Annotated in this window: 20 protein-coding genes and 1 pseudogene; 13 read left to right on the plus strand and 8 right to left on the minus strand. The window is 65.7% G+C overall.

The window, feature by feature from the left end; all coding sequences use genetic code 11:
• Positions 1–27: 27 nt before the first annotated feature.
• On the minus strand, positions 28–1,065 hold the full coding sequence (locus tag ACZK3J_RS12210) for a zinc-dependent alcohol dehydrogenase family protein (RefSeq protein ID WP_478475860.1): 1,038 nt from the start codon (positions 1,063–1,065) through the stop codon (positions 28–30).
• 116 nt (positions 1,066–1,181) lie between these two features.
• On the opposite strand from ACZK3J_RS12210, the gene ACZK3J_RS12215 reads away from it, so the two are divergent.
• Positions 1,182–2,111: a LysR family transcriptional regulator gene (locus tag ACZK3J_RS12215; RefSeq protein ID WP_478475861.1), complete on the plus strand. Its 930-nt coding sequence runs from the start codon at positions 1,182–1,184 to the stop codon at positions 2,109–2,111.
• Positions 2,112–2,145: 34 nt separating this feature from the next.
• The gene (locus ACZK3J_RS12220) at positions 2,146–2,841 is read left to right on the plus strand and encodes an HAD family hydrolase (protein WP_329892907.1); all 696 of its coding nucleotides are present in this window, start codon (positions 2,146–2,148) and stop codon (positions 2,839–2,841) included.
• Between the two features lie 7 nt (positions 2,842–2,848).
• On the opposite strand, the gene ACZK3J_RS12225 is transcribed toward ACZK3J_RS12220, so the two are convergent.
• Genes ACZK3J_RS12225 through ACZK3J_RS12240 form a run of 4 tightly spaced genes read right to left on the minus strand, consistent with a single transcriptional unit; the run spans position 2,849 to position 4,896 of the window.
• Complete coding sequence (locus ACZK3J_RS12225) at positions 2,849–3,079, minus strand: hypothetical protein (RefSeq protein ID WP_049461076.1); 231 nt, start codon at positions 3,077–3,079, stop codon at positions 2,849–2,851.
• Positions 3,076–3,501 (minus strand): VOC family protein, encoded by a 426-nt coding sequence (locus ACZK3J_RS12230; protein ID WP_121503347.1) that lies wholly within the window; start codon positions 3,499–3,501, stop codon positions 3,076–3,078. The genes ACZK3J_RS12225 and ACZK3J_RS12230 overlap by 4 nt, the downstream gene beginning before the upstream one ends.
• 10 nt (positions 3,502–3,511) lie before the next feature.
• Positions 3,512–3,973: a helix-turn-helix domain-containing protein gene (locus tag ACZK3J_RS12235; RefSeq protein ID WP_478475862.1), complete on the minus strand. Its 462-nt coding sequence runs from the start codon at positions 3,971–3,973 to the stop codon at positions 3,512–3,514.
• Positions 3,970–4,896, minus strand: a complete 927-nt coding sequence (locus ACZK3J_RS12240; RefSeq protein WP_423173994.1) for a LysR substrate-binding domain-containing protein — start codon at positions 4,894–4,896, stop codon at positions 3,970–3,972. Before ACZK3J_RS12240 ends, ACZK3J_RS12235 begins: the two co-directional genes overlap by 4 nt.
• 91 nt (positions 4,897–4,987) lie before the next feature.
• On the opposite strand from ACZK3J_RS12240, the gene ACZK3J_RS12245 reads away from it, so the two are divergent.
• From ACZK3J_RS12245 to ACZK3J_RS12265, 5 genes and pseudogenes are all read left to right on the plus strand, one after another.
• A complete protein-coding gene (locus ACZK3J_RS12245; protein WP_414576593.1) occupies positions 4,988–6,028 on the plus strand; it encodes a hypothetical protein in 1,041 nt (346 codons plus the stop codon).
• Complete coding sequence (locus ACZK3J_RS12250; protein ID WP_257471206.1) at positions 6,025–6,906, plus strand: TolB family protein; 882 nt, start codon at positions 6,025–6,027, stop codon at positions 6,904–6,906. Before ACZK3J_RS12245 ends, ACZK3J_RS12250 begins: the two co-directional genes overlap by 4 nt.
• 68 nt (positions 6,907–6,974) lie before the next feature.
• Positions 6,975–7,043: pseudogene (locus ACZK3J_RS12255) on the plus strand (GFA family protein); the annotation flags it as partial.
• A 45-nt stretch (positions 7,044–7,088) separates the two neighbouring features.
• Positions 7,089–7,511, plus strand: coding sequence for a GFA family protein (locus ACZK3J_RS12260; RefSeq protein WP_478476983.1), 423 nt, complete (start codon positions 7,089–7,091; stop codon positions 7,509–7,511).
• The gene (locus ACZK3J_RS12265; protein ID WP_106468122.1) at positions 7,504–7,812 is read left to right on the plus strand and encodes a DUF6958 family protein; all 309 of its coding nucleotides are present in this window, start codon (positions 7,504–7,506) and stop codon (positions 7,810–7,812) included. The genes ACZK3J_RS12260 and ACZK3J_RS12265 overlap by 8 nt, the downstream gene beginning before the upstream one ends.
• Here the strand turns inward: ACZK3J_RS12265 and ACZK3J_RS12270 are convergent, their stop codons facing one another.
• Positions 7,813–9,168: a sigma 54-interacting transcriptional regulator gene (locus ACZK3J_RS12270; RefSeq protein WP_279911845.1), complete on the minus strand. Its 1,356-nt coding sequence runs from the start codon at positions 9,166–9,168 to the stop codon at positions 7,813–7,815. It lies immediately after the preceding gene.
• 396 nt (positions 9,169–9,564) lie between these two features.
• On the opposite strand from ACZK3J_RS12270, the gene ACZK3J_RS12275 reads away from it, so the two are divergent.
• The 6 genes from ACZK3J_RS12275 (at position 9,565) to ACZK3J_RS12300 (ending at position 14,975) form a co-directional block, all read left to right on the plus strand.
• Entirely contained in the window at positions 9,565–10,095 is a 531-nt protein-coding gene (locus ACZK3J_RS12275; RefSeq protein ID WP_049422221.1) for a hypothetical protein, read from the plus strand.
• A complete protein-coding gene (locus tag ACZK3J_RS12280; RefSeq protein WP_121503352.1) occupies positions 10,092–10,709 on the plus strand; it encodes a hypothetical protein in 618 nt (205 codons plus the stop codon). The genes ACZK3J_RS12275 and ACZK3J_RS12280 overlap by 4 nt, the downstream gene beginning before the upstream one ends.
• Before the next feature lie 43 nt (positions 10,710–10,752).
• Complete coding sequence (locus ACZK3J_RS12285; protein WP_478475863.1) at positions 10,753–12,069, plus strand: adhesin; 1,317 nt, start codon at positions 10,753–10,755, stop codon at positions 12,067–12,069.
• Positions 12,070–12,168: 99 nt separating this feature from the next.
• Positions 12,169–12,873, plus strand: coding sequence for a C39 family peptidase (locus ACZK3J_RS12290; protein WP_049401488.1), 705 nt, complete (start codon positions 12,169–12,171; stop codon positions 12,871–12,873).
• 13 nt (positions 12,874–12,886) lie between these two features.
• The gene (locus ACZK3J_RS12295; protein ID WP_414576599.1) at positions 12,887–13,636 is read left to right on the plus strand and encodes a hypothetical protein; all 750 of its coding nucleotides are present in this window, start codon (positions 12,887–12,889) and stop codon (positions 13,634–13,636) included.
• Positions 13,637–13,682: 46 nt separating this feature from the next.
• Positions 13,683–14,975, plus strand: coding sequence for a transporter (locus ACZK3J_RS12300; protein ID WP_032127219.1), 1,293 nt, complete (start codon positions 13,683–13,685; stop codon positions 14,973–14,975).
• Between the two features lie 61 nt (positions 14,976–15,036).
• On the opposite strand, the gene ACZK3J_RS12305 is transcribed toward ACZK3J_RS12300, so the two are convergent.
• Positions 15,037–16,296, minus strand: coding sequence for a hypothetical protein (locus ACZK3J_RS12305; protein ID WP_478475864.1), 1,260 nt, complete (start codon positions 16,294–16,296; stop codon positions 15,037–15,039).
• Between the two features lie 4 nt (positions 16,297–16,300).
• Positions 16,301–16,609 carry a Pepco domain-containing protein gene (locus ACZK3J_RS12310; RefSeq protein WP_152906899.1) on the minus strand — a complete coding sequence of 103 codons (309 nt, stop codon included), beginning with the start codon at positions 16,607–16,609 and terminating at the stop codon, positions 16,301–16,303.
• Positions 16,610–16,705 lie beyond the last annotated feature (96 nt).

Consider the following 16,705-nt stretch of genomic DNA (forward strand, 5'->3'; position numbering starts at 1 on the left):
GCCTGGACAGGTACGGCGCACTTGGATTCAGTGCTCTGCCACCTGCACCACCACTTTGCCGAACGGCCCCTGCTGCAGTGCTGCCAGTGCCGCAGGCAGGCCGGCGAACGGATGCACGCTGTCGATGACAGGCTGCAGGCGCTCGCGTTCGATGAAGACGTTCATCGCCTCGAAGGCCTGGCGATGGCCAACCGAAACCCCCTTCAGCGTCGCGCGGCGCAGCATGAGAGGAACCGCCGGCATGTGCAGGTCGGGATCCTCGAGGAAGCCGATCTGCAGGATGTGCCCGCCCACTGCGAGCGCCTCCACGCTCTGGGCGAGGTTGCCGCCTCCGAGCAGCTCAAGCACATGATCGACGCCCTGCCCTCCGCTCAGCTCCATCGCTCGCGCGCCCCATGCAGGATGTTGCCGCGTGTTGATCGACGCCCATGCACCCAGCCGTTCTGCAAGGGCAAGCTTGCTGTCACTGCGTGAAGTCACGATTACCCGGGCTCCCAGCCGCTGGGCGAACTGCAGCCCGAACAAGGAAACACCACCGGTCCCCTGCACAAGCACGGTCTGGCCAGGAGCGAGTTGGCCGGCCTCGACCAGTGCAAACCAGGCCGTCAGCGCCGCCACCGGCAACGTGCTGGCCTGCAGGTCAGACAACGAGGGGGGCGTAGCGACTGCCACGTCCTCCGGCAGCACCACATACTCCGCCAGCACGCCCGGCAGCGGACCGCCCAGGGACAGTCCGTGCTGCAGCATCTCGGGCGGAGGCGCGCCATCGAGCCACTGCGTCCAGAAATTGCCCATCACCCGCTGGTCAACGCTGAAGCGTCGCGCTGGGCTTCCGGTTTCGACAATGACGCCGGCCATGTCCGAAGCGGGAACAAACGGGTGTGGCAGCGGACCGGACAACAGTCCGCCGTCGATCACCAGGCGATCGCGGTAGTTGAGCGACACGGCACCGACCTTGACCAGTACCTCACCAGGGCCTGGCCTGGGAATGGGGCGCCGTACGCAGCGCAGGTGAGCAAGGCCCGGGGCATCGAGCTCCCAGACCTTTATGGTCGAAACAGACATGGGAAATCACTCATTGGCGCGCGGAAGTGCGCCAGGAAAGTCTATTGACGCATTGAGGTGTTCAGTGACGGGATATTGTCGATACACTGAATCCATAAATTCCCCAATTGACGCATATGACCAGCTACAGTGCGGCGCGCCTGCAGGGCATCAGTGTGTTCGTCCAGGCCGTGGACGCCGGCAGCTTCACCGCAGCCGGTCTGCGCATGGGGCTGAGCAAATCGGCCGTTGGCAAGAGTGTGGCCACGCTGGAGCGGCGACTGGGCACCCGGTTGCTGGATCGCACCACGCGCAGGCTGGCGCTCACTGTCGAGGGCGCCGAGTTCTACCAGGTCTGCCGGCGCATCCTGGCCGAACTGGACGAAGCCGAATCCAACGCAGCGTCGCGGCGGCAAGAGGTTTCCGGCCTGTTGCGGGTCAGCCTGCCGGTAGCGTTCGGGCAGCGCTGGGTGATGCCGGTACTGATCGGACTGGCGCAACGCCATTCGCGGCTGCAGCTCGATGTCAGCTTCACCGACCGCAGGGTTGATCTGCTCGAGGAAAACGTCGATCTGGCCGTCCGCCTGGGGCCGCTTGACGACAGCAGCTCGCTCTCTGCCCGGGCGCTCGGCCGCCAGCATGCCGTGATATGCGCTGCACCCGGATACCTGGCGGCACGTGGCGTCCCGGTGCGCGCCGAGGATCTTGCCGGACACGACTGCATCACCTTCGGCCGGCAGGGGCACGCGCTACCCTGGACGGTGCCGGACGGCTCCGGCGGGCTTGTCCAGCACCGCATTGAAGGGCGCCACCGCATCAGTGACGGCGATGCGCTGCGTAGCGCATTGCTGGCCGGGCTGGGCATTGCAGAAGCGACCACCTGGCTGGTGGGGGACGCGCTGCGCAGCGGCGCACTGGTGGCCGTATTCCCTGCCTCGGGTAGCGCGGGCGCGCCCCTGCATGCGCTCTGGCCTACCACCCGCGACCTTGCTCCCAAGGTGCGTGCCACAGTGGATGCGCTGGTCGAGGCGTTCGTTCCGTCTCCACCGTGGGAAAATACCCGCTGATCGCCCCCATGGCTGTTGTTTCAAGGAGCTGTAGATGTCCCGTTTCCCCTTCGATGCCGTGCTGTTCGACTGCGATGGCGTACTCGTTGATTCCGAGCCGCTGGTCGCCCGCGTGCTTTCGGAAATGCTGACCGAGCGCGGCTGGCCGCTGACCCCGGCGCAGGCCGGTGAGGTGTTCCTGGGCCAGTCCGTGGCCCATCTGGCCGGCCTGATCGAAGAACGCACCGGCAAGCCGTTCACCGAGGAATGGCTGGAAGAGTTCCGCCAGCAGCGCAACCGCGCGTTGGAACGTGACCTGGTTGCCATCCAGGGTGCGCCCGAGGCGGTGCGTGCGATCGCGGTGCTCACCGACGGCCGGATTGCATGCGCGTCCGGCGCCGATCTGCACAAGGTGAAGCTGCAGCTGGGCAAGGTCGGCATCCTTGATGCCTTCGGGGCCCACGTGTTCAGCGGCCAGGACATGCCGCACACCAAGCCGCATCCGGATGTCTATCTGGCCGCCGCCGCTGCGCTGGGCGTGGACCCGAAGCGTTGCGCGGTGATCGAGGACACTGTTACCGGTGCAACGGCCGGTGTGGCCGCTGGCGCAACCGTGTTCGGCTTCAGTGAAGGCGGTCCGCACCACAGTACGCCGGAGGCCCTGCGTGCAGCGGGTGCACAGGTGATCTTCCAGCGCATGGAAGACCTGCCCGCCCTGCTTGCCGCCCATGCGGTCGACGCGGTCGCCTGACCTTGCCTCAGCCCGTAGCGCCGAGTGCGGCGCTGCGGCGCCTTCCGGCGTAGTGCAGCACGAACAGGTAAAGGCCGGTGAACAGTTGCAGGAACAGGGGTGGCAACGGCGAGTAGGTGAGCCACGCCGCAGGCTCGCCCTGTCCCATCGCGCGCACTACGAAGTTGGCGATCACCGCCAGGGTGAACACGATCGAGGTCCAACGGTGCACGGGCCGTGCCCAGCCACCGCGGCTCATTGCCGGCGCCTCGTCTCGGAGCGGGCTTCGATCATCTTCCAGCCATTGCCTGATGGATCGCGGAATCCGGCGTCCACGGCGCCATAGCGCTCGATCGGCTCCTGGGTGAATTCCACGCCCAGCGCCAGCCATTGCGTGTAGCACGCCTGGCAGTCATCCACGGCCAGCACCAGCGGCGGCATTGCGCCCTTGGCCACCAGCTGCTGCAGCGAAAGCGCGGTGGCCGCATCGTGGGTGGGCGGGCCAGGCACGAACAGGCCCAGCTGGAAACCGTCCTGGCCCGGGCTGCGTACCGTCAGCCAGCGGTAGCTGCCGTTGCGTACATCGGTATGCACTTCGAAGCCGAGCTTGCCGACATAGAACGCGAGCGCCTCATCCTGGTCGCGCACATACAGGCCGACCGTGTTCACAGTGTTCGTCATGGGACCTCCCTCAGGTGGGGTCCACGTTAGCAACCGCCTCGCGGCGACGCTTCTCCAAAACTGCGATCTTAAGGTCCGGTCGCTGTGCGGCACGTGCGTGGCATTCCGGCACGCTGGTCGACGCCGCCTGGCCTCCACGCTCACGCTCACGCACATTGCCCGGGCTGTCACCGGTGATGTCACGGAAGATGCGGCCAAAGGTGCCCAGGCTGCTCCAACCGGTCTGCACGGCGATTTCGGTGACCGGCATGTCGGTGTCACGCAACATCGCCACGGCCCGTTCGATGCGGCGGCTGAGAAGATACCGGTGCGGCGGCAACCCGAATGCCTGCTTGAACGAGCGGGCGAAGTGCGCCGGCGACACCGCACTGACCTCGGCCAGGCGTGTGACTGGCCATTCCTCATGGCTGGCCCGGTCCATCCGGTCCTTGGCACGCAGCAGGCGTCGCAGCAGTTCGGGGCTCTGGTTCACGGCGTCACCGCTTGCGCCAGATGATGGCGTGCTGCGTGCCGTGCCTCGGCGGCCTGTTCGACCACCCAGTCACGGAATGCGATGACCTTGGCGCTCCCACTCCGCGCCGAGGGCGCCACGAACCAGAAGCTGCGACCGTCGCTGGCGACACCCGGATGCGCCTGCACCAGGCGCCCGCTCTCCAGCTCGGCCTGGAACAGGATCGGCGAACCGATGGCGATGCCCTGCCCTGCGATCGCGGCACCGACATCCAGATGCTCGACGGCGAAGGGCGTGACCAGACTCCCTGGTGCCGGCGGTGGAAGGTGCCCGTGCGCGGCGAACCACAGGGCCCACCAGTCCGGCCGACCGAGCAGGGGAATCTCCAGCGTGGTGCTGCCCAGCCCACGGGCCGCCGGCAGTAGCGCCGGCGCACACAACGGCATGAAAACGCTGGGGAACAAGGGCGTGGCCTGCAACCCAGGCCACTCGCCATTCCCGTTGCGGATGGCGGCATCGAAGTGGCCGGCGGCAAGATCCTGCGGCTCTGCCGACAGATCCAGTTCCAGCAGGAGCTGCCGATGGCGGGCGCGGAACGTACCCAGCCGCGGCGTCAACCAACTGGTGCCCAGCGTTGGCAGTACGGACAGGCGCAGTCGCGCCGCATCCATGCCAGCGGCGCGCATGAAGCTGGCGCGTAGTGCGTCGAATGCCCGGGTGGCTTCCCGCGCGACGCTGGCACCCACCACCGTCAGTTCCACGTGCTGTGCGTGGCGCAGGAACAGGCAGGTACCGGTCTGGGCCTCCAGCCGCCGCACGTGATAGCTCACCGATGCCGCAGTGGTGTCGAGCTCCTCGGCGGCACGCGCGAAGCTGCCCAGCCGCGCCGCCGCCTCGAAGGCGCGGATGGCGGCAAGCGATGGCAGCTGGCGTTGGGTGACCATAAGTGTGGCTTAGCCTGAGCCCCGATATCTGCGTGGTCAATCCCCTTCGTACCCGCAACGATGGGGGCACCTTCGGTAAGGGATCACGCATATGGATCGACGGCAGTTTCTGGTCACCCTGGCCGCCACGGCCGCGTCCGCCGCCCTGCCCTCCGGGTGGGCCCTGGCCAGCCACAGCGAAGACTGGAAATGGTTGCAGGGCAACTGGCAGGTCCGGCACCAACGCCTGCAGGAACGCCTGGCAGGTGACACTCGCTGGGAGTCCTTCACCGGCGCCAGTGCGGTCTGGCTGACCTTGGGCGGGCTCGGCACCATCGATGACAACATCATGGCGCTGCCTTCGGGCCCCTACAGGGGCCTGGGCGTGCGTGCATTCGATCCGGTGTCTTCCACGTGGTCGATCTGGTGGATCGATGGCCGCAACCCTGCCTATATCGAAGCCCCCGTGCGCGGCGCTTTCAAGGGCGATGCCGGCAGCTTCCGCGGCACCGACCGGATCGACGGGCGCCCCATCGAGGTCTGGTTCCGTTGGCATGACATCCACGGCGAGGAGCCGTGGTGGGAACAGGCGTTCTCCGACGATGCCGGTGCGCACTGGGAAGTGAACTGGCGCAACTGGTTCCGCCGCACAGCTGCGGTCCCCTCTCCGCTTCCGAAGCTGCCGGATGTACCGGGCGATTTTGATTTCCTGGTGGGCCATTGGAATGTGCGCCATCGTCGCCTGCGCGCTCGGCTGGCAGGCAGCGATGCGTGGGACGCGTTCGACGGCACCCTGCACAACTGGCCGGTGCTGGGAGGATTCGGCAACGTGGGTGACAACCTGATGGACATGCCTGGAGCGCCGCTGCGAGGCATGGGCATCCGCGCCTGGAATGCGGCGGAGCGGCACTGGCTGAGCTGGTGGCTGGATGGCCGGGAACCGACCCGGATCGGCGCGCCGCTGCGCGGTGGTTTCGAGGCCGGTGTCGGTCGCTTCTTCGGCGAGGACCAGCACGACGGACGAGCGATCCAGACGCGGGTGATCTGGTCACGCATTACCCCGCGTTCGGCGCGCTGGGAACAGGCGGCCTCGACCGATGGTGGACGCAGCTGGGAAACCAACTGGGTCAGCGACTTCGAGCGACAGGCATGAAGGCGCTGCTGGCCGTGATGCTGCTGGTGTCTGCATCGCCTGGCGCGTCTCCATCCAGGGTGCTGCAGATCGTCGGCCCGGCCGAGCGCTTTGCTCCGGGCATTGCATCCACGCAGTACGACGAGATTCGACTGACCTTGAGCCCGGACGGAAAGACCGCACTGTGGTTCAGCCGCAACCGGCCCGGCGGTCCGGGTGGGTATGACATCTGGGTCTCCCGTAACGATGGGCAGCGCTGGCGGCCGGCGACGCCGGTGCCGTTCAACACGCCGGGACGTGACTTCGATCCCGCCTTTTCCGCCGATGGCCGCGTGGTGTATTTCTGTTCGGATCGAGAAGGCGGCCAGGGTGGTGACGATCTGTATCGGGTCAGCGTGGGGAGCGACGGCCGATTCGGGGAACCGGTCAATCTTGGCCCCGCAGTGAACAGCGCGGCCGATGAGTTCGCGCCGATGCTCTCACCAGACGCAGCCACGCTGCTGTTCTCCAGCAATCGTGCAGGCGGTGCGGGTGGCCATGACCTCTACGTCGCAGCGATCGTCCGTGGTGAGGCGCAGCCCGCGCGGCCACTGCCCGGAGACCTCAATACCTCGGCGCAGGAGTTCGATGCCACCTTCCTCGGGGATGGCCGTACTGTGGTCTTTGCCCGCGCTCTCGACTTCGGCAGCGCACCGGTGCGCCAGTTCATTGCTTACGAACGTGGAGGCCGTTATGACGCGGGCCATGCATTGCCCTCGCCCTTGAACGAGACCTCCGGCAACAGCTACGGCGCGATGCTGGATGGCTCGCAACCCGGCACGTTGACCTATTCGGCGCGGCGTGCGGACGGTGCAGGGTTGGACCTGTACCGCATCCACTACCGGATGAAGCGCCCTTGAAGGCGGATGTTGTCGATTCCCGGCGCCCCGGTTCGTCGAGAGGATGAGTACCCCAGGAGAAAATGCAGATGCCCTCCCAACAGTCCCTTGCCTGCGCCTGCGGCCAGGTCCGCCTGACCGCCACGGGCCAACCCATTGCCACCGTCGAATGCTGCTGCGACAGCTGCCGCAAGGCCGGCGCCATGCTGCAGTCGCTGCCCCGAGCACCCGAAGTACTGGGCCCGCACGGCCAGACGCTTTTCGTAATGCACCGCAAGGATCGCGTCAGCATCGACGCCGGACATTCCATGCTGCGTGCGTTGCGCTTGTCCAGCAGGGGCGGCAGCCGCCGCGTCCTGGCGGGCTGCTGCAATACGCCGCTGTTCCTGGAGTTCAGTGGCGGCCATTGGCTGAGCCTGTATGGCCTGTTGTGGCCCGCATCGGCAAGACCCGCCGTGGAGATGCGGACGATGGTCAGTGATCTTCCTGATGCGTCTGTCCTTCCGGACGATGTGCCGAACCTGCAGACCCGGTCGCTGCGGTTCTATGCACGGTTGATGCAGGCGTGGATCGCCATGGGCTTCCGCAGCCCACGCATCGAAGTCGCGGGAGATAGCCATGTCTGAGCCCGAGCGGATCGAGATCGAGAGCATCACCACGCCCGGGCACATCCAGCGCGTGGATCGTGCCAAGTATCTCGCCATGCGCCATGCCTTGCTGCAGGCCCTGCCTGCGCAACCGCCAGGCCTGACCGTTGCGCAGGCCAAGCAGGCGCTGCTGCCGCACCTGCCCGCCGCCCTGTTCCCGGCAGGCGCCACCGCCGGCTGGTGGTTGAAGGCCGTGCAGCTGGACCTGGAAGCCAAGGGCGTGATAGAGCGCGTCACGGGCAAGCCGTTGCGCCTGTTCAAGCACCTGGCGGCCGGCTGATCAGCGCTGCGCAGGCAGCTCCAACCGGTGCTTGCGGCATAGGCGATACACCGTCACCCGCGAGATCTGCATCTGCCGCGCGCACTCGGAAACGTTGTAGCCGGTCTGGCGCAGGGTCTGCAGCAGCACATCGCGCTCGGCCTGGCCCCGCGCATCGTGCAGCATCGCCCCAGGCAGGACCGCCACCGATGCGCCCAGCTCCAGGTCACGCTCGCTGATCAGCTCGCCCTCGGCCATGATCGCTGCACGCTGCACACGGTTCAGCAGTTCGCGTACGTTGCCGGGCCATTCGAAACGCCGCATGGCCTGCAGTGCGGCCGGCGCAAAGCCGCGTGCACGCACGCTGTGGCGCTGCCGGAAACAGCGCAGGAAGTGTTCGGCCAGCAGCTGCACATCGGCACCGCGCTCACGCAATGGTGGCATGAGCAGGCGCAGCACGTTCAGACGGTAGTAGAGATCGCTGCGGAACCGGCCCTGCGCCACCGCGTGTTCCAGTTCCACGTGGGTGGCAGCCAGCACTCTCACATCCGCCCGCAACGGCTGGCTGCTGCCGACGCGCTCGAAGGTGCCTTCCTGCAGTACACGCAACAGGCTGGTCTGTGCCTCCGACGGCAGGTCACCGACTTCGTCCAGAAACACCGTGCCGCCGTGCGCGGATTCGAACACGCCGATCTGCCGCTTGTCGGCACCGGTGAACGAGCCACGTTCGTGGCCGAACAGCTCCGACTGCACCAGGTTGGCCGGAATCGCACCACAGTTCACCGCAATGAAAGGCCTGCCAGCACGCCCCGACAACGCATGCAGCGCATGTGCGGCCAGTTCCTTGCCTGTACCGGTTTCGCCGGTGACCAGCACCGGCAGCTCCACCGGCGCGAACTTGTGCAGCACCGTGCGCACCGCATGCAGCGCAGCGCTTTCACCAATCAATGCGTGCGGTCCCTGCCCGCTGCAGGTTGCGTCGACAGGCGGATCATCTGCGTCGAACTGCTGGCGCATTGCGCAGACCAGATCCTGCAGGCCGAACGGCAGCGTGAAGCGGGCACGGCATCGCTGCAGCAACGGCAGCCAGGCCGCTGAAGCAGGTCCGGCACCCGGTGGCAGTACCGCCAGCCAGGGTAGATGCTGGTGCTGCTCGATCCACGGTACCAGCAGCTGCAGCGCGACCGCATCGAGGTGGCGCAGATCGAGCACGGCAAGCAAGCGATCGCGCCCGCGCAGGCCAATCGCCATGGCGGGATCGGGACGGATGCTGCGCACATACCAGCCTGCTGCCGCCAGCGCACTGCGCTCGTTCGCCAACGGCTCGCCAAACCAGAGCACGCAACGTGACGTTGAAGCCTCCGGGACCGCTGCCATGCTTCCCCCAGCATCCGGACACCGTCGGCGGACTGTCAGGCAATCACCGGCGTGCCGCCCCCCGCCGGGACCTCTACGGCCACCGGGGCGGCCTTTGTTGGGCGGATCCTAGCGCTTCCCTAAACGGCGGCGCAATGAGCAGTGCGTCAAGAAATTCCTGGCTGAAGCGGCACCGTTGCAGACCGCGACGCCACCTGTAACACGGATGCGACAGTCGCCCGCCGCCCTTGCCCTGCAGTGCCTGGGGCTTCGAAATCCCAACAATTCCACGACGTGCCTGTAACAGCGTGGCAGCAGCCCGGTCAGGTGCGGCACGGTGCCGACATTGGCCGGTGGGCACTTCGAAGTTGGCACGGTTGATGCGTGGTTCCGCCGCACCCATCGCGGGAGATCGGCATGGACGGCTCCACCCTGATTCGCGGCCTGGCCGCAGCACTGGCAGTGGCCCTGCTGTCGGTTGGCGCGGGCGCATCCGCATCCGGCGCCCGCCAAGGCGTGAAGGCACAACCGGGCGAGATCGTCCTGCTGCGGGATGTATCCGCGCGCCCGGCATATCGCATGGCACCGCCGGGCATGGCGCTGATTGCCGACCCGAAGCCGCAGCGCGAGATCGCCACCGCATTGGGTGCCGGCGGCACAACAACCGGCATGGACGAGTTGAGCGATGAGGACTATGCCGGCATGGGCGCCGGCCAGGCCGCGTCCATCACGGCGCCGGGTGGCACCACCGTTGAACGGGTCACCCAGCAGGCCCTGGGCGGCACGCTGGGCCGCAGTGGCGACGGCATGGTCGGCAGCAATCTGGGGGGTGCCATGAGTGGGCCGCTCGGAGCGGTCGGCAGCAGCACCCGCGGTATCGCCGATACCGTGCGCGGCGCACTGGCCCAGTTCCCGCTGCAGGGCACGGCCCCGGCAGGTGGAAAATGAAGGCGCTGCACGGGTTGCTTCTGCTGCTCGCTGCCGCGCCCTGGGCGACCCGGGCCGATGACTACAGCGGCATGCTCGCCTATCTCGACGTGGCCCGCATCGACGGCCACGCACTCGCCGGAACAAATGGCGCCATCGCCGTGAACCAGGCCGCCGGCGACCTCAACGTGCAGGCCAACCTACGGGGTATCGCCAAGGGTGATCGCGCCGATGTCGCGATCAATGCGCGGCAGCTGCAGCAGGGCAACCGCGTGCTGTCCGGACCGCTGCAGGCCACTGCATTCATTGGCGGTGACGCACTGGCCGGTGCCAGTGGCATCGCATCCATCAACCAGGCCAGCGGCATCGCCAACACGACGCTCAACGTCGTCAGCGCGACGCTGGCCCGACAGGGCATACGCGAAACCGACGATACGGCCTTGGCTGCCGAGGGTTCCGCGTTGGCAGGGGGGCGGGACGACACCGGTCACGGCGTCGCGACGGGCACCCGCAGCGCAGGTGTAGCCAGCACCGCACTGCGGGGATTCGACGGGGTCCTGCAACTCAATCAGATCGCGGGCAACGGCAACGACACGGCCAACGTATTGGGCCTGGTCGTGCAGGACCGCCCGTGACAACCACCCAACCGATGCACCACCTGATGAGAGAGAGGGCACCATGAAAGCGACCGTCAAACAGACCATGCTCGCCATGGCGATTGCCACTGCCTCGACCGCCGCTGCGGCCAATGGCTGGGACAACCAGAACGCCAACGCGAACATCAATCACAACCACACCGTCAGCGAAACCCGCAACGACACGCACAACCACACCGACAACGACGTACGCAACCGCACCGTCAATGTCAATGTGCAGAAACACAGCAACATCCAGGCCGACGAACGCAAGGAAAAGAACAACCACGGCGTCGACGTGAACCTGGAGAAGGACCTGCGGCTGAGCACCGACATCAATTTCTCCGGTGACCCGAACATCACCGGCGACATCGACCTCGACTCGGCGGCCATTGCCGTGATCGACAACCGCCAGTCGATCAGCAACAACGTCACCAGCAACAGCCTGGTCACCAACAGTGCCTCCATCGGCGACAGTGTCGGTGCAGGCGCTTCGGGCAACCTCGGCTTCAACGTGGTGTCGGGCGACAACAACGCCCAGGACAATGCCGCGTCGCTGTCCGCTGCCGACGCGTCCTTCAGCTTCGGCATGGCCGACGCCGAGGTGTTCGTCAACCAGGCCGGCTTCGGCAACGCCACCATGAACTCCGGCGTCACCAACGCCGCAGGTCTCGGCGGCAACGCCTTCGGTGGTGCTTCGGGCAACATCGGCGTGAACATCGCCTCGGGCAACAACAACGAGCAGAAGAACGCGCTCGCGGCCTCGGTAGCGACCACCGCAGTGGCGCAGTCGAGCATCAGCTCCAACCAGGTCTCCACCAGCAACACGGTCAGCAATGCCGGCTTCGTGCAGTCCTACACGGATACCGTGCAGGTCGGCATGCGTGGCGGCGTCAGCGGCCTGACGCTGGCCTATGGCGCGGGCACCTACCGCGGCACCGGCAACGCCTACCAGATGGCCAACTACTATCTGGATACATGGAATGGCGAGCTGCCACATCCGGGTGGCAACAGCACCGGCCACATCGACCTGGACAACGAGATCCAGAACGCCACGATGAACCCCAACCGGCCGGGAGTGGGCGGCCTGGGCTTCGATACGCGTGAGAGTGGCACCAGCCAGTTCGTCGAACTGGGCGTGGCCGATCTGTACGCCAGCCTCAGCGGCACGGTCAGCACCACGCGCTGGGTGAACGTCAACGCCACCAACACCTCGGCGTTGTCCGGCAGTGCCTTCTCCGGCGCCTCCGGCAACATCGGCGTGAACGTTGCTGCGGGCACCGGCAACCTGCAGGCCAACAGCCTGGCCCTGGCCGTCGCCCAGCCCAGCACCGGCGGCGGTGGCGGCAGCGGCGAGTAAGCGCAACACCCCGGCCGTCCGCCAATGGCCGGGTCCCCGGGAGCCCCTGTTCCTCCTCCCCCTTGGGACAGGGGCTCCCCCCTGCTGCCGGAGAACGTGATGAGCCGTTGCCGCCTCTCGATGCGCCTGCTGGCGATGCTGTTGTTGCTGGGTACCGCCTCCGCGTGGGCGGGCGAGGTGCGCTTCAGCGGCGTATTGCCCAATGGCGCGTTGCTGCAGCAGAAGGTGGAGAGCATGCAGGAGCGGCGCTACCGCAACGTGGTGCGGCAGCACACCGATTACAGCTGCGGGGCCGCCGCGCTGGCCACCATCCTGCGCCACGCCTACCACCTTGATACCGACGAGGCGACGGTGATCGAGGGAATGATGGGGGTCTCCGATCCCGCTCTGGTAGCCGAGCGCGGCTTCTCGCTGCTCGACATCAAGCGCTACGTGGAATCGCTGGGCATGCGCGGTCGGGGCTACCGCATCGATGAAACACGACTGCGCACCCTTCGCGTGCCAGGACTGGTGTTGATGGACGTGCGCGGTTTCCGCCATTTCGTGGTGCTCAAGCAGGTGCGCAACGGCATCGTGGAAGTGGCCGACCCGATCCTGGGCAACCGCAGCCTGGCCCTTCCGGAGTTCCTGGCCGCCTGGCCATCGCGCGCGGTCTTCGTGGTGATCGGCAGCGACTTCGATCGCAACACCGCTCTTCTGCAACCCAGCGAACGGCCAAGCGCCCGCGCGCTCTACGCGCGGCAAGGGCCGATCACCGATGCCGAACTGGTCGACTTCGGCTTCAGCCACGCCGACCTGTTCTGAAGGAGGTTCGACCATGTTCCGCCAACCGATGATGATGGCTCTGCTGCTGGCCTTCCCTTCCCTGCCTCTGCAGGCGGCAGAGGGTGCTCCCGGTCGCGGCCTGAAGGAAATTCAGGACCCGGAACTGAGCCTGATGCGGGGGCGCTACACCGTGGGTGGCAACAACGTTGCTTGGTTCGGGGTCACCATGGTGTCGCAGTGGCAGACCAGCAACGGCGCGACGCTGCAGGGCAGCCTCACCCTGGGCATGGACTTCCGTGGTGGTGGCGCGCCGAAGCTGAGTTTCCAACCCAGCGTGCATGTCACGGCAGCCGATGCGCCGCTGCCTGATACCAACGGACGCAGCATCGACAGCAGCGGTCTGGCCAACGCCAGCGGCCTGGTGCAGAGCGTGCAGGTGGCCGGCGATGGCAATGTCGCGCGCAACGTCACCACGCTGACCGTCCGCGAGGGTGGCGTGCCAGCCGTTCTCTCTGATGGCGCAGGCAACGTCACCGCGCAGCAGGCCGGCGCCAGCGCGACCGCCATGCTGGAAGGCAACCAGGCACGCCTGCTGCTGCAGGTGGATGGCCAGGGGCTGGTGCAGCAGTGGATCCGCAATGGCAGCGTCGGCCAGGGTATCGCCCTCGCCGGTGACGGCCAGATCGCCAGTAACCAGCTGCGGCTGGAGCTGGTGCGCAACGCCGTGGGCAGCAACCTGCCGTTGAGCCAGAACGTGGCCCAGGCGATTGCGTTGAACCGCGGCATGGGGCCAGGCCAGTAACAGGGCCTGGCATTGGGGGAAACGCTCCACAACGCAGGACACCAACATGCACACCCTGATGAGGATCACCCCGTTGGCGCTGGCGGCGCTGGCGGGCACCGCCCTTGCCGCACCGCCGACGTCCGACGATGGCGCTGACGTGCAGGCCCTGGCCAACCAGCTGGAACAGCTGAAGGCCAACTACGCACAGGAAGTGCGGCGGTTGCGCGAACTGGACATGCAGGTCCAGGCCATGCAGGCGCGCTTGAGCGGGCGGGTTGGCCCGGTCACAGCCCCACCGGCCGCGCCATTGGCGCAGGCGGCCGCCGCCGCGGTCCCACCGAGCAGCGAGGGCTACGCCAGTACCGCCGCCGAGGCGCAACAGGCCAAGCAGGAGTCGCGGCGCAGCGTGGACGACGTGAAGCAACAGCAATCGGCCCTGTTCTCCCGCCGCTTCACCATCGAGAACAGCCTCACCTACGCCCGCTACGACCGCAAGCAGCTCACCCTCAACGGCTTCCTCGCGCTGGACGCCATTTTCCTCGGCAATATCGCCATCGAGAACGTGGAGTCCGACTCGCTGACCTACAACGTGGCGGCCCGCTGGGGTGTCAGCCCGAACCTGACGCTCAACCTGGACGTGCCTTACCTGGCCCGGCGCACCGTATACCAGAAGGGCGGCGCCGGCGGAGCAGCGGCCGCCATTGCACAGGAAGAGACCAACGGCAACGGCCTGGGTGATATCGGGCTCAGTGCGAACTACCGGTTGTTCGGCGAACGCGGCTGGCGTCCTGAGACCGTGCTTACCGCCGGCGTCACCGCCCCCACCGGGCGCGCACCCTACGGCCTGGACTGGAAGGTGATCGAGCGCGATGACGACGACTACATCCGCTTCGCCGTGCCGCGCGAGCAACCCACTGGCAATGGCGTATGGCAGGCCAACCTGGGCCTGTCGATGGTGAAGACCGCCGACCCGGCCATCCTGTTTGCCAACATTGGCTACGTGCACTCCATCCCGCGTGGGTTCAACGACATCGACAGTAATCCGGACACGGTGAACCCGGGCGATGTGAAGCTGGGCGGCTCGGTGTACTTCGGCGCAGGCGTGGCCTTCGCATTCAACGAGCGGACCAGCCTGAGCCTGTCCTTCAGTGACCGCATCAGCGCACGCGCTTCCACCCGCTTCCAGGGCGGCAAGTGGATGAAGGTAATCGGCAGTGATGCCAATGCGGCATCACTTAACCTGGGCGTGACCTATGCGCTGAACCAGCACACCACGCTGGTGACGCTGCTGGGCATCGGGTTGACCCCGGATGCGCCGGACTTCACGTTGGCGTTCAAGATTCCGTACATGTTGTAGCTACTTGAACAACTCGTCCCAGCCAGTCATCGGCATGGCCGGGACGGCTGCCCTGCCCTCATTATCGGTATCGACTGAATACACACTCCAGAAGTGTGTCCATCGCCTTTGAATAATTGCCCTGCAGACTATAGAGGAGCTTCATCCGGCGAAAGCGCCGTTTGATCTCTTCATCAGAGAATTCAGGCGATCCCGATCGGTTTGCGAGGAAGAACCCATCGATCACCGGACTCAGCACCGCCTCGACGAGCTTTACTGGATAGCCACGCCCAAGAATGGGCCTGATCTCTTCCCGGAATCGGGAGTAGTCAGGGACGTCTTCGAGCGAGCACTCATCAAGAAGTGCATGGATGTCGCATGCGAAAGCATCGGCGTCGGCGGAGAACCGCACTTCGATGTCTGGCAACAGATCAGCAGCCCGGGCGAATGCACGATCGATCAGATCTGCAACCAATACGATCTGTTCGAACGTCGCTTCATCCTCACAGCAATCGCGCAGTGCCTGTCGCATCGCCCCAAGCCGATCTGGGAGAGCAGGATGAGAGCCCGCATCAGTCGCATGATCGCCCAAGCGTTCCAGCAAGGACCACGACTGTAGCGCGAACTCCGCAGCTGCATAGTTGAGCATGTGGAAATTCGGATCATCATCACGCGCCGAACTGGCGTGCATCGAGAGCTGCACCGCGATGTAGTCGCAAACAAGCTCCTCCTCCACAGGCCCGACGGCTTCTGGCCGCGCCTCTCGCAGCTTATCCTCAACGTCGCACATCACATGCGCGAGTTCATGTGCAACCAGAAAACGCTGAGCACGCATGGCGAGCTCGCTGGCATAGACGCGCTGATGCTTTGAGATTTCGTAGTCAGGGCCGAAACTACCCTCGCACTGCCACCAGACAATCTCGCCCAGGATGCGCGCCAACTCGTCGAGCTCAAGCCCCTTGGAAGGATTGCTTTCAAGGCGAATGAGCGCACTGGAAAGAGGCCTTGCGACCCGATAGAGATACTCGGGGAGCGCTGATGTCATCACGATGCCGTAACTCCCGTCCTGGAACGTTTGGACGTATACGGCTGGGTTGTACTCGTAGATTTCCGCAGCTGAGATCCGACCATCGTCAAGGCGGCTGATGATGGACTCTGGAAGCACGGGCCGCAGATCCTGAAGAACCATCTGCACCCGACAGGCGGCATCTGGCAAGCCAGTTGCCGCAGGTAGTTCCAGTTCCTCGGCAATCTCCGCGATCAGCTCCGGGCGCACTTTGCCTAGAGGATGATCCTGCTCCCGCTTCCGACGCTCGATGAAACTGCTGGCCTCAGTACTCATCTCATCAGCCCTTCCGCTTGAGCTTGAGCTTAAGCCCCGCCTGGGTCCCAGCAGAGAACTTCCCGAGCAACTCAACGCCGCCGCTTGCGGTTACGGCCAACGAAAGTTCGATTTCATCCACAACGACTGAAGTCGAGGCCAAAAAGCCGTCCTCCAGCATCTTCGAGAAATGTTCGGCCATCTTCCGGACACTATCATCCATTTCCATGGCACCTACTTCAACCACACGTGCCATGCCCGAACGCATCGACGCCAGGCCGTTTCTTACATTGCCTTCGGAAGGCTCTTCAACCAGAACGCGAATAACATCCATGAATCCCCCTGTTCGTCCGTTGATACTCTGAATTTCATATTGCCTCGCTCGAGGCAGGCTGATTATGTCCCGGTGGGGCGCCCTGACGCCAGATCA

The sequence above is a fragment of the Stenotrophomonas sp. 86428_Sma genome (assembly GCF_056481585.1).

What these genes read in the sequence shown, in the direction of transcription:
- ACZK3J_RS12210 (WP_478475860.1), bottom strand. Translation starts at nt 1,065, where the DNA reads ATGTCTGTTTCGACCATAAAGGTCTGGGAGCTCGATGCCCCGGGCCTT.
- ACZK3J_RS12215 (WP_478475861.1), top strand. Translation starts at nt 1,182, where the DNA reads ATGACCAGCTACAGTGCGGCGCGCCTGCAGGGCATCAGTGTGTTCGTC.
- ACZK3J_RS12220 (WP_329892907.1), top strand. Translation starts at nt 2,146, where the DNA reads ATGTCCCGTTTCCCCTTCGATGCCGTGCTGTTCGACTGCGATGGCGTA.
- ACZK3J_RS12225 (WP_049461076.1), bottom strand. Translation starts at nt 3,079, where the DNA reads ATGAGCCGCGGTGGCTGGGCACGGCCCGTGCACCGTTGGACCTCGATC.
- ACZK3J_RS12230 (WP_121503347.1), bottom strand. Translation starts at nt 3,501, where the DNA reads ATGACGAACACTGTGAACACGGTCGGCCTGTATGTGCGCGACCAGGAT.
- ACZK3J_RS12240 (WP_423173994.1), bottom strand. Translation starts at nt 4,896, where the DNA reads ATGGTCACCCAACGCCAGCTGCCATCGCTTGCCGCCATCCGCGCCTTC.
- ACZK3J_RS12245 (WP_414576593.1), top strand. Translation starts at nt 4,988, where the DNA reads ATGGATCGACGGCAGTTTCTGGTCACCCTGGCCGCCACGGCCGCGTCC.
- ACZK3J_RS12250 (WP_257471206.1), top strand. Translation starts at nt 6,025, where the DNA reads ATGAAGGCGCTGCTGGCCGTGATGCTGCTGGTGTCTGCATCGCCTGGC.
- ACZK3J_RS12260 (WP_478476983.1), top strand. Translation starts at nt 7,089, where the DNA reads ATGCTGCAGTCGCTGCCCCGAGCACCCGAAGTACTGGGCCCGCACGGC.
- ACZK3J_RS12265 (WP_106468122.1), top strand. Translation starts at nt 7,504, where the DNA reads ATGTCTGAGCCCGAGCGGATCGAGATCGAGAGCATCACCACGCCCGGG.
- ACZK3J_RS12270 (WP_279911845.1), bottom strand. Translation starts at nt 9,168, where the DNA reads ATGGCAGCGGTCCCGGAGGCTTCAACGTCACGTTGCGTGCTCTGGTTT.
- ACZK3J_RS12275 (WP_049422221.1), top strand. Translation starts at nt 9,565, where the DNA reads ATGGACGGCTCCACCCTGATTCGCGGCCTGGCCGCAGCACTGGCAGTG.
- ACZK3J_RS12280 (WP_121503352.1), top strand. Translation starts at nt 10,092, where the DNA reads ATGAAGGCGCTGCACGGGTTGCTTCTGCTGCTCGCTGCCGCGCCCTGG.
- ACZK3J_RS12285 (WP_478475863.1), top strand. Translation starts at nt 10,753, where the DNA reads ATGAAAGCGACCGTCAAACAGACCATGCTCGCCATGGCGATTGCCACT.
- ACZK3J_RS12290 (WP_049401488.1), top strand. Translation starts at nt 12,169, where the DNA reads ATGAGCCGTTGCCGCCTCTCGATGCGCCTGCTGGCGATGCTGTTGTTG.
- ACZK3J_RS12295 (WP_414576599.1), top strand. Translation starts at nt 12,887, where the DNA reads ATGTTCCGCCAACCGATGATGATGGCTCTGCTGCTGGCCTTCCCTTCC.
- ACZK3J_RS12300 (WP_032127219.1), top strand. Translation starts at nt 13,683, where the DNA reads ATGCACACCCTGATGAGGATCACCCCGTTGGCGCTGGCGGCGCTGGCG.
- ACZK3J_RS12305 (WP_478475864.1), bottom strand. Translation starts at nt 16,296, where the DNA reads ATGAGTACTGAGGCCAGCAGTTTCATCGAGCGTCGGAAGCGGGAGCAG.
- ACZK3J_RS12310 (WP_152906899.1), bottom strand. Translation starts at nt 16,609, where the DNA reads ATGGATGTTATTCGCGTTCTGGTTGAAGAGCCTTCCGAAGGCAATGTA.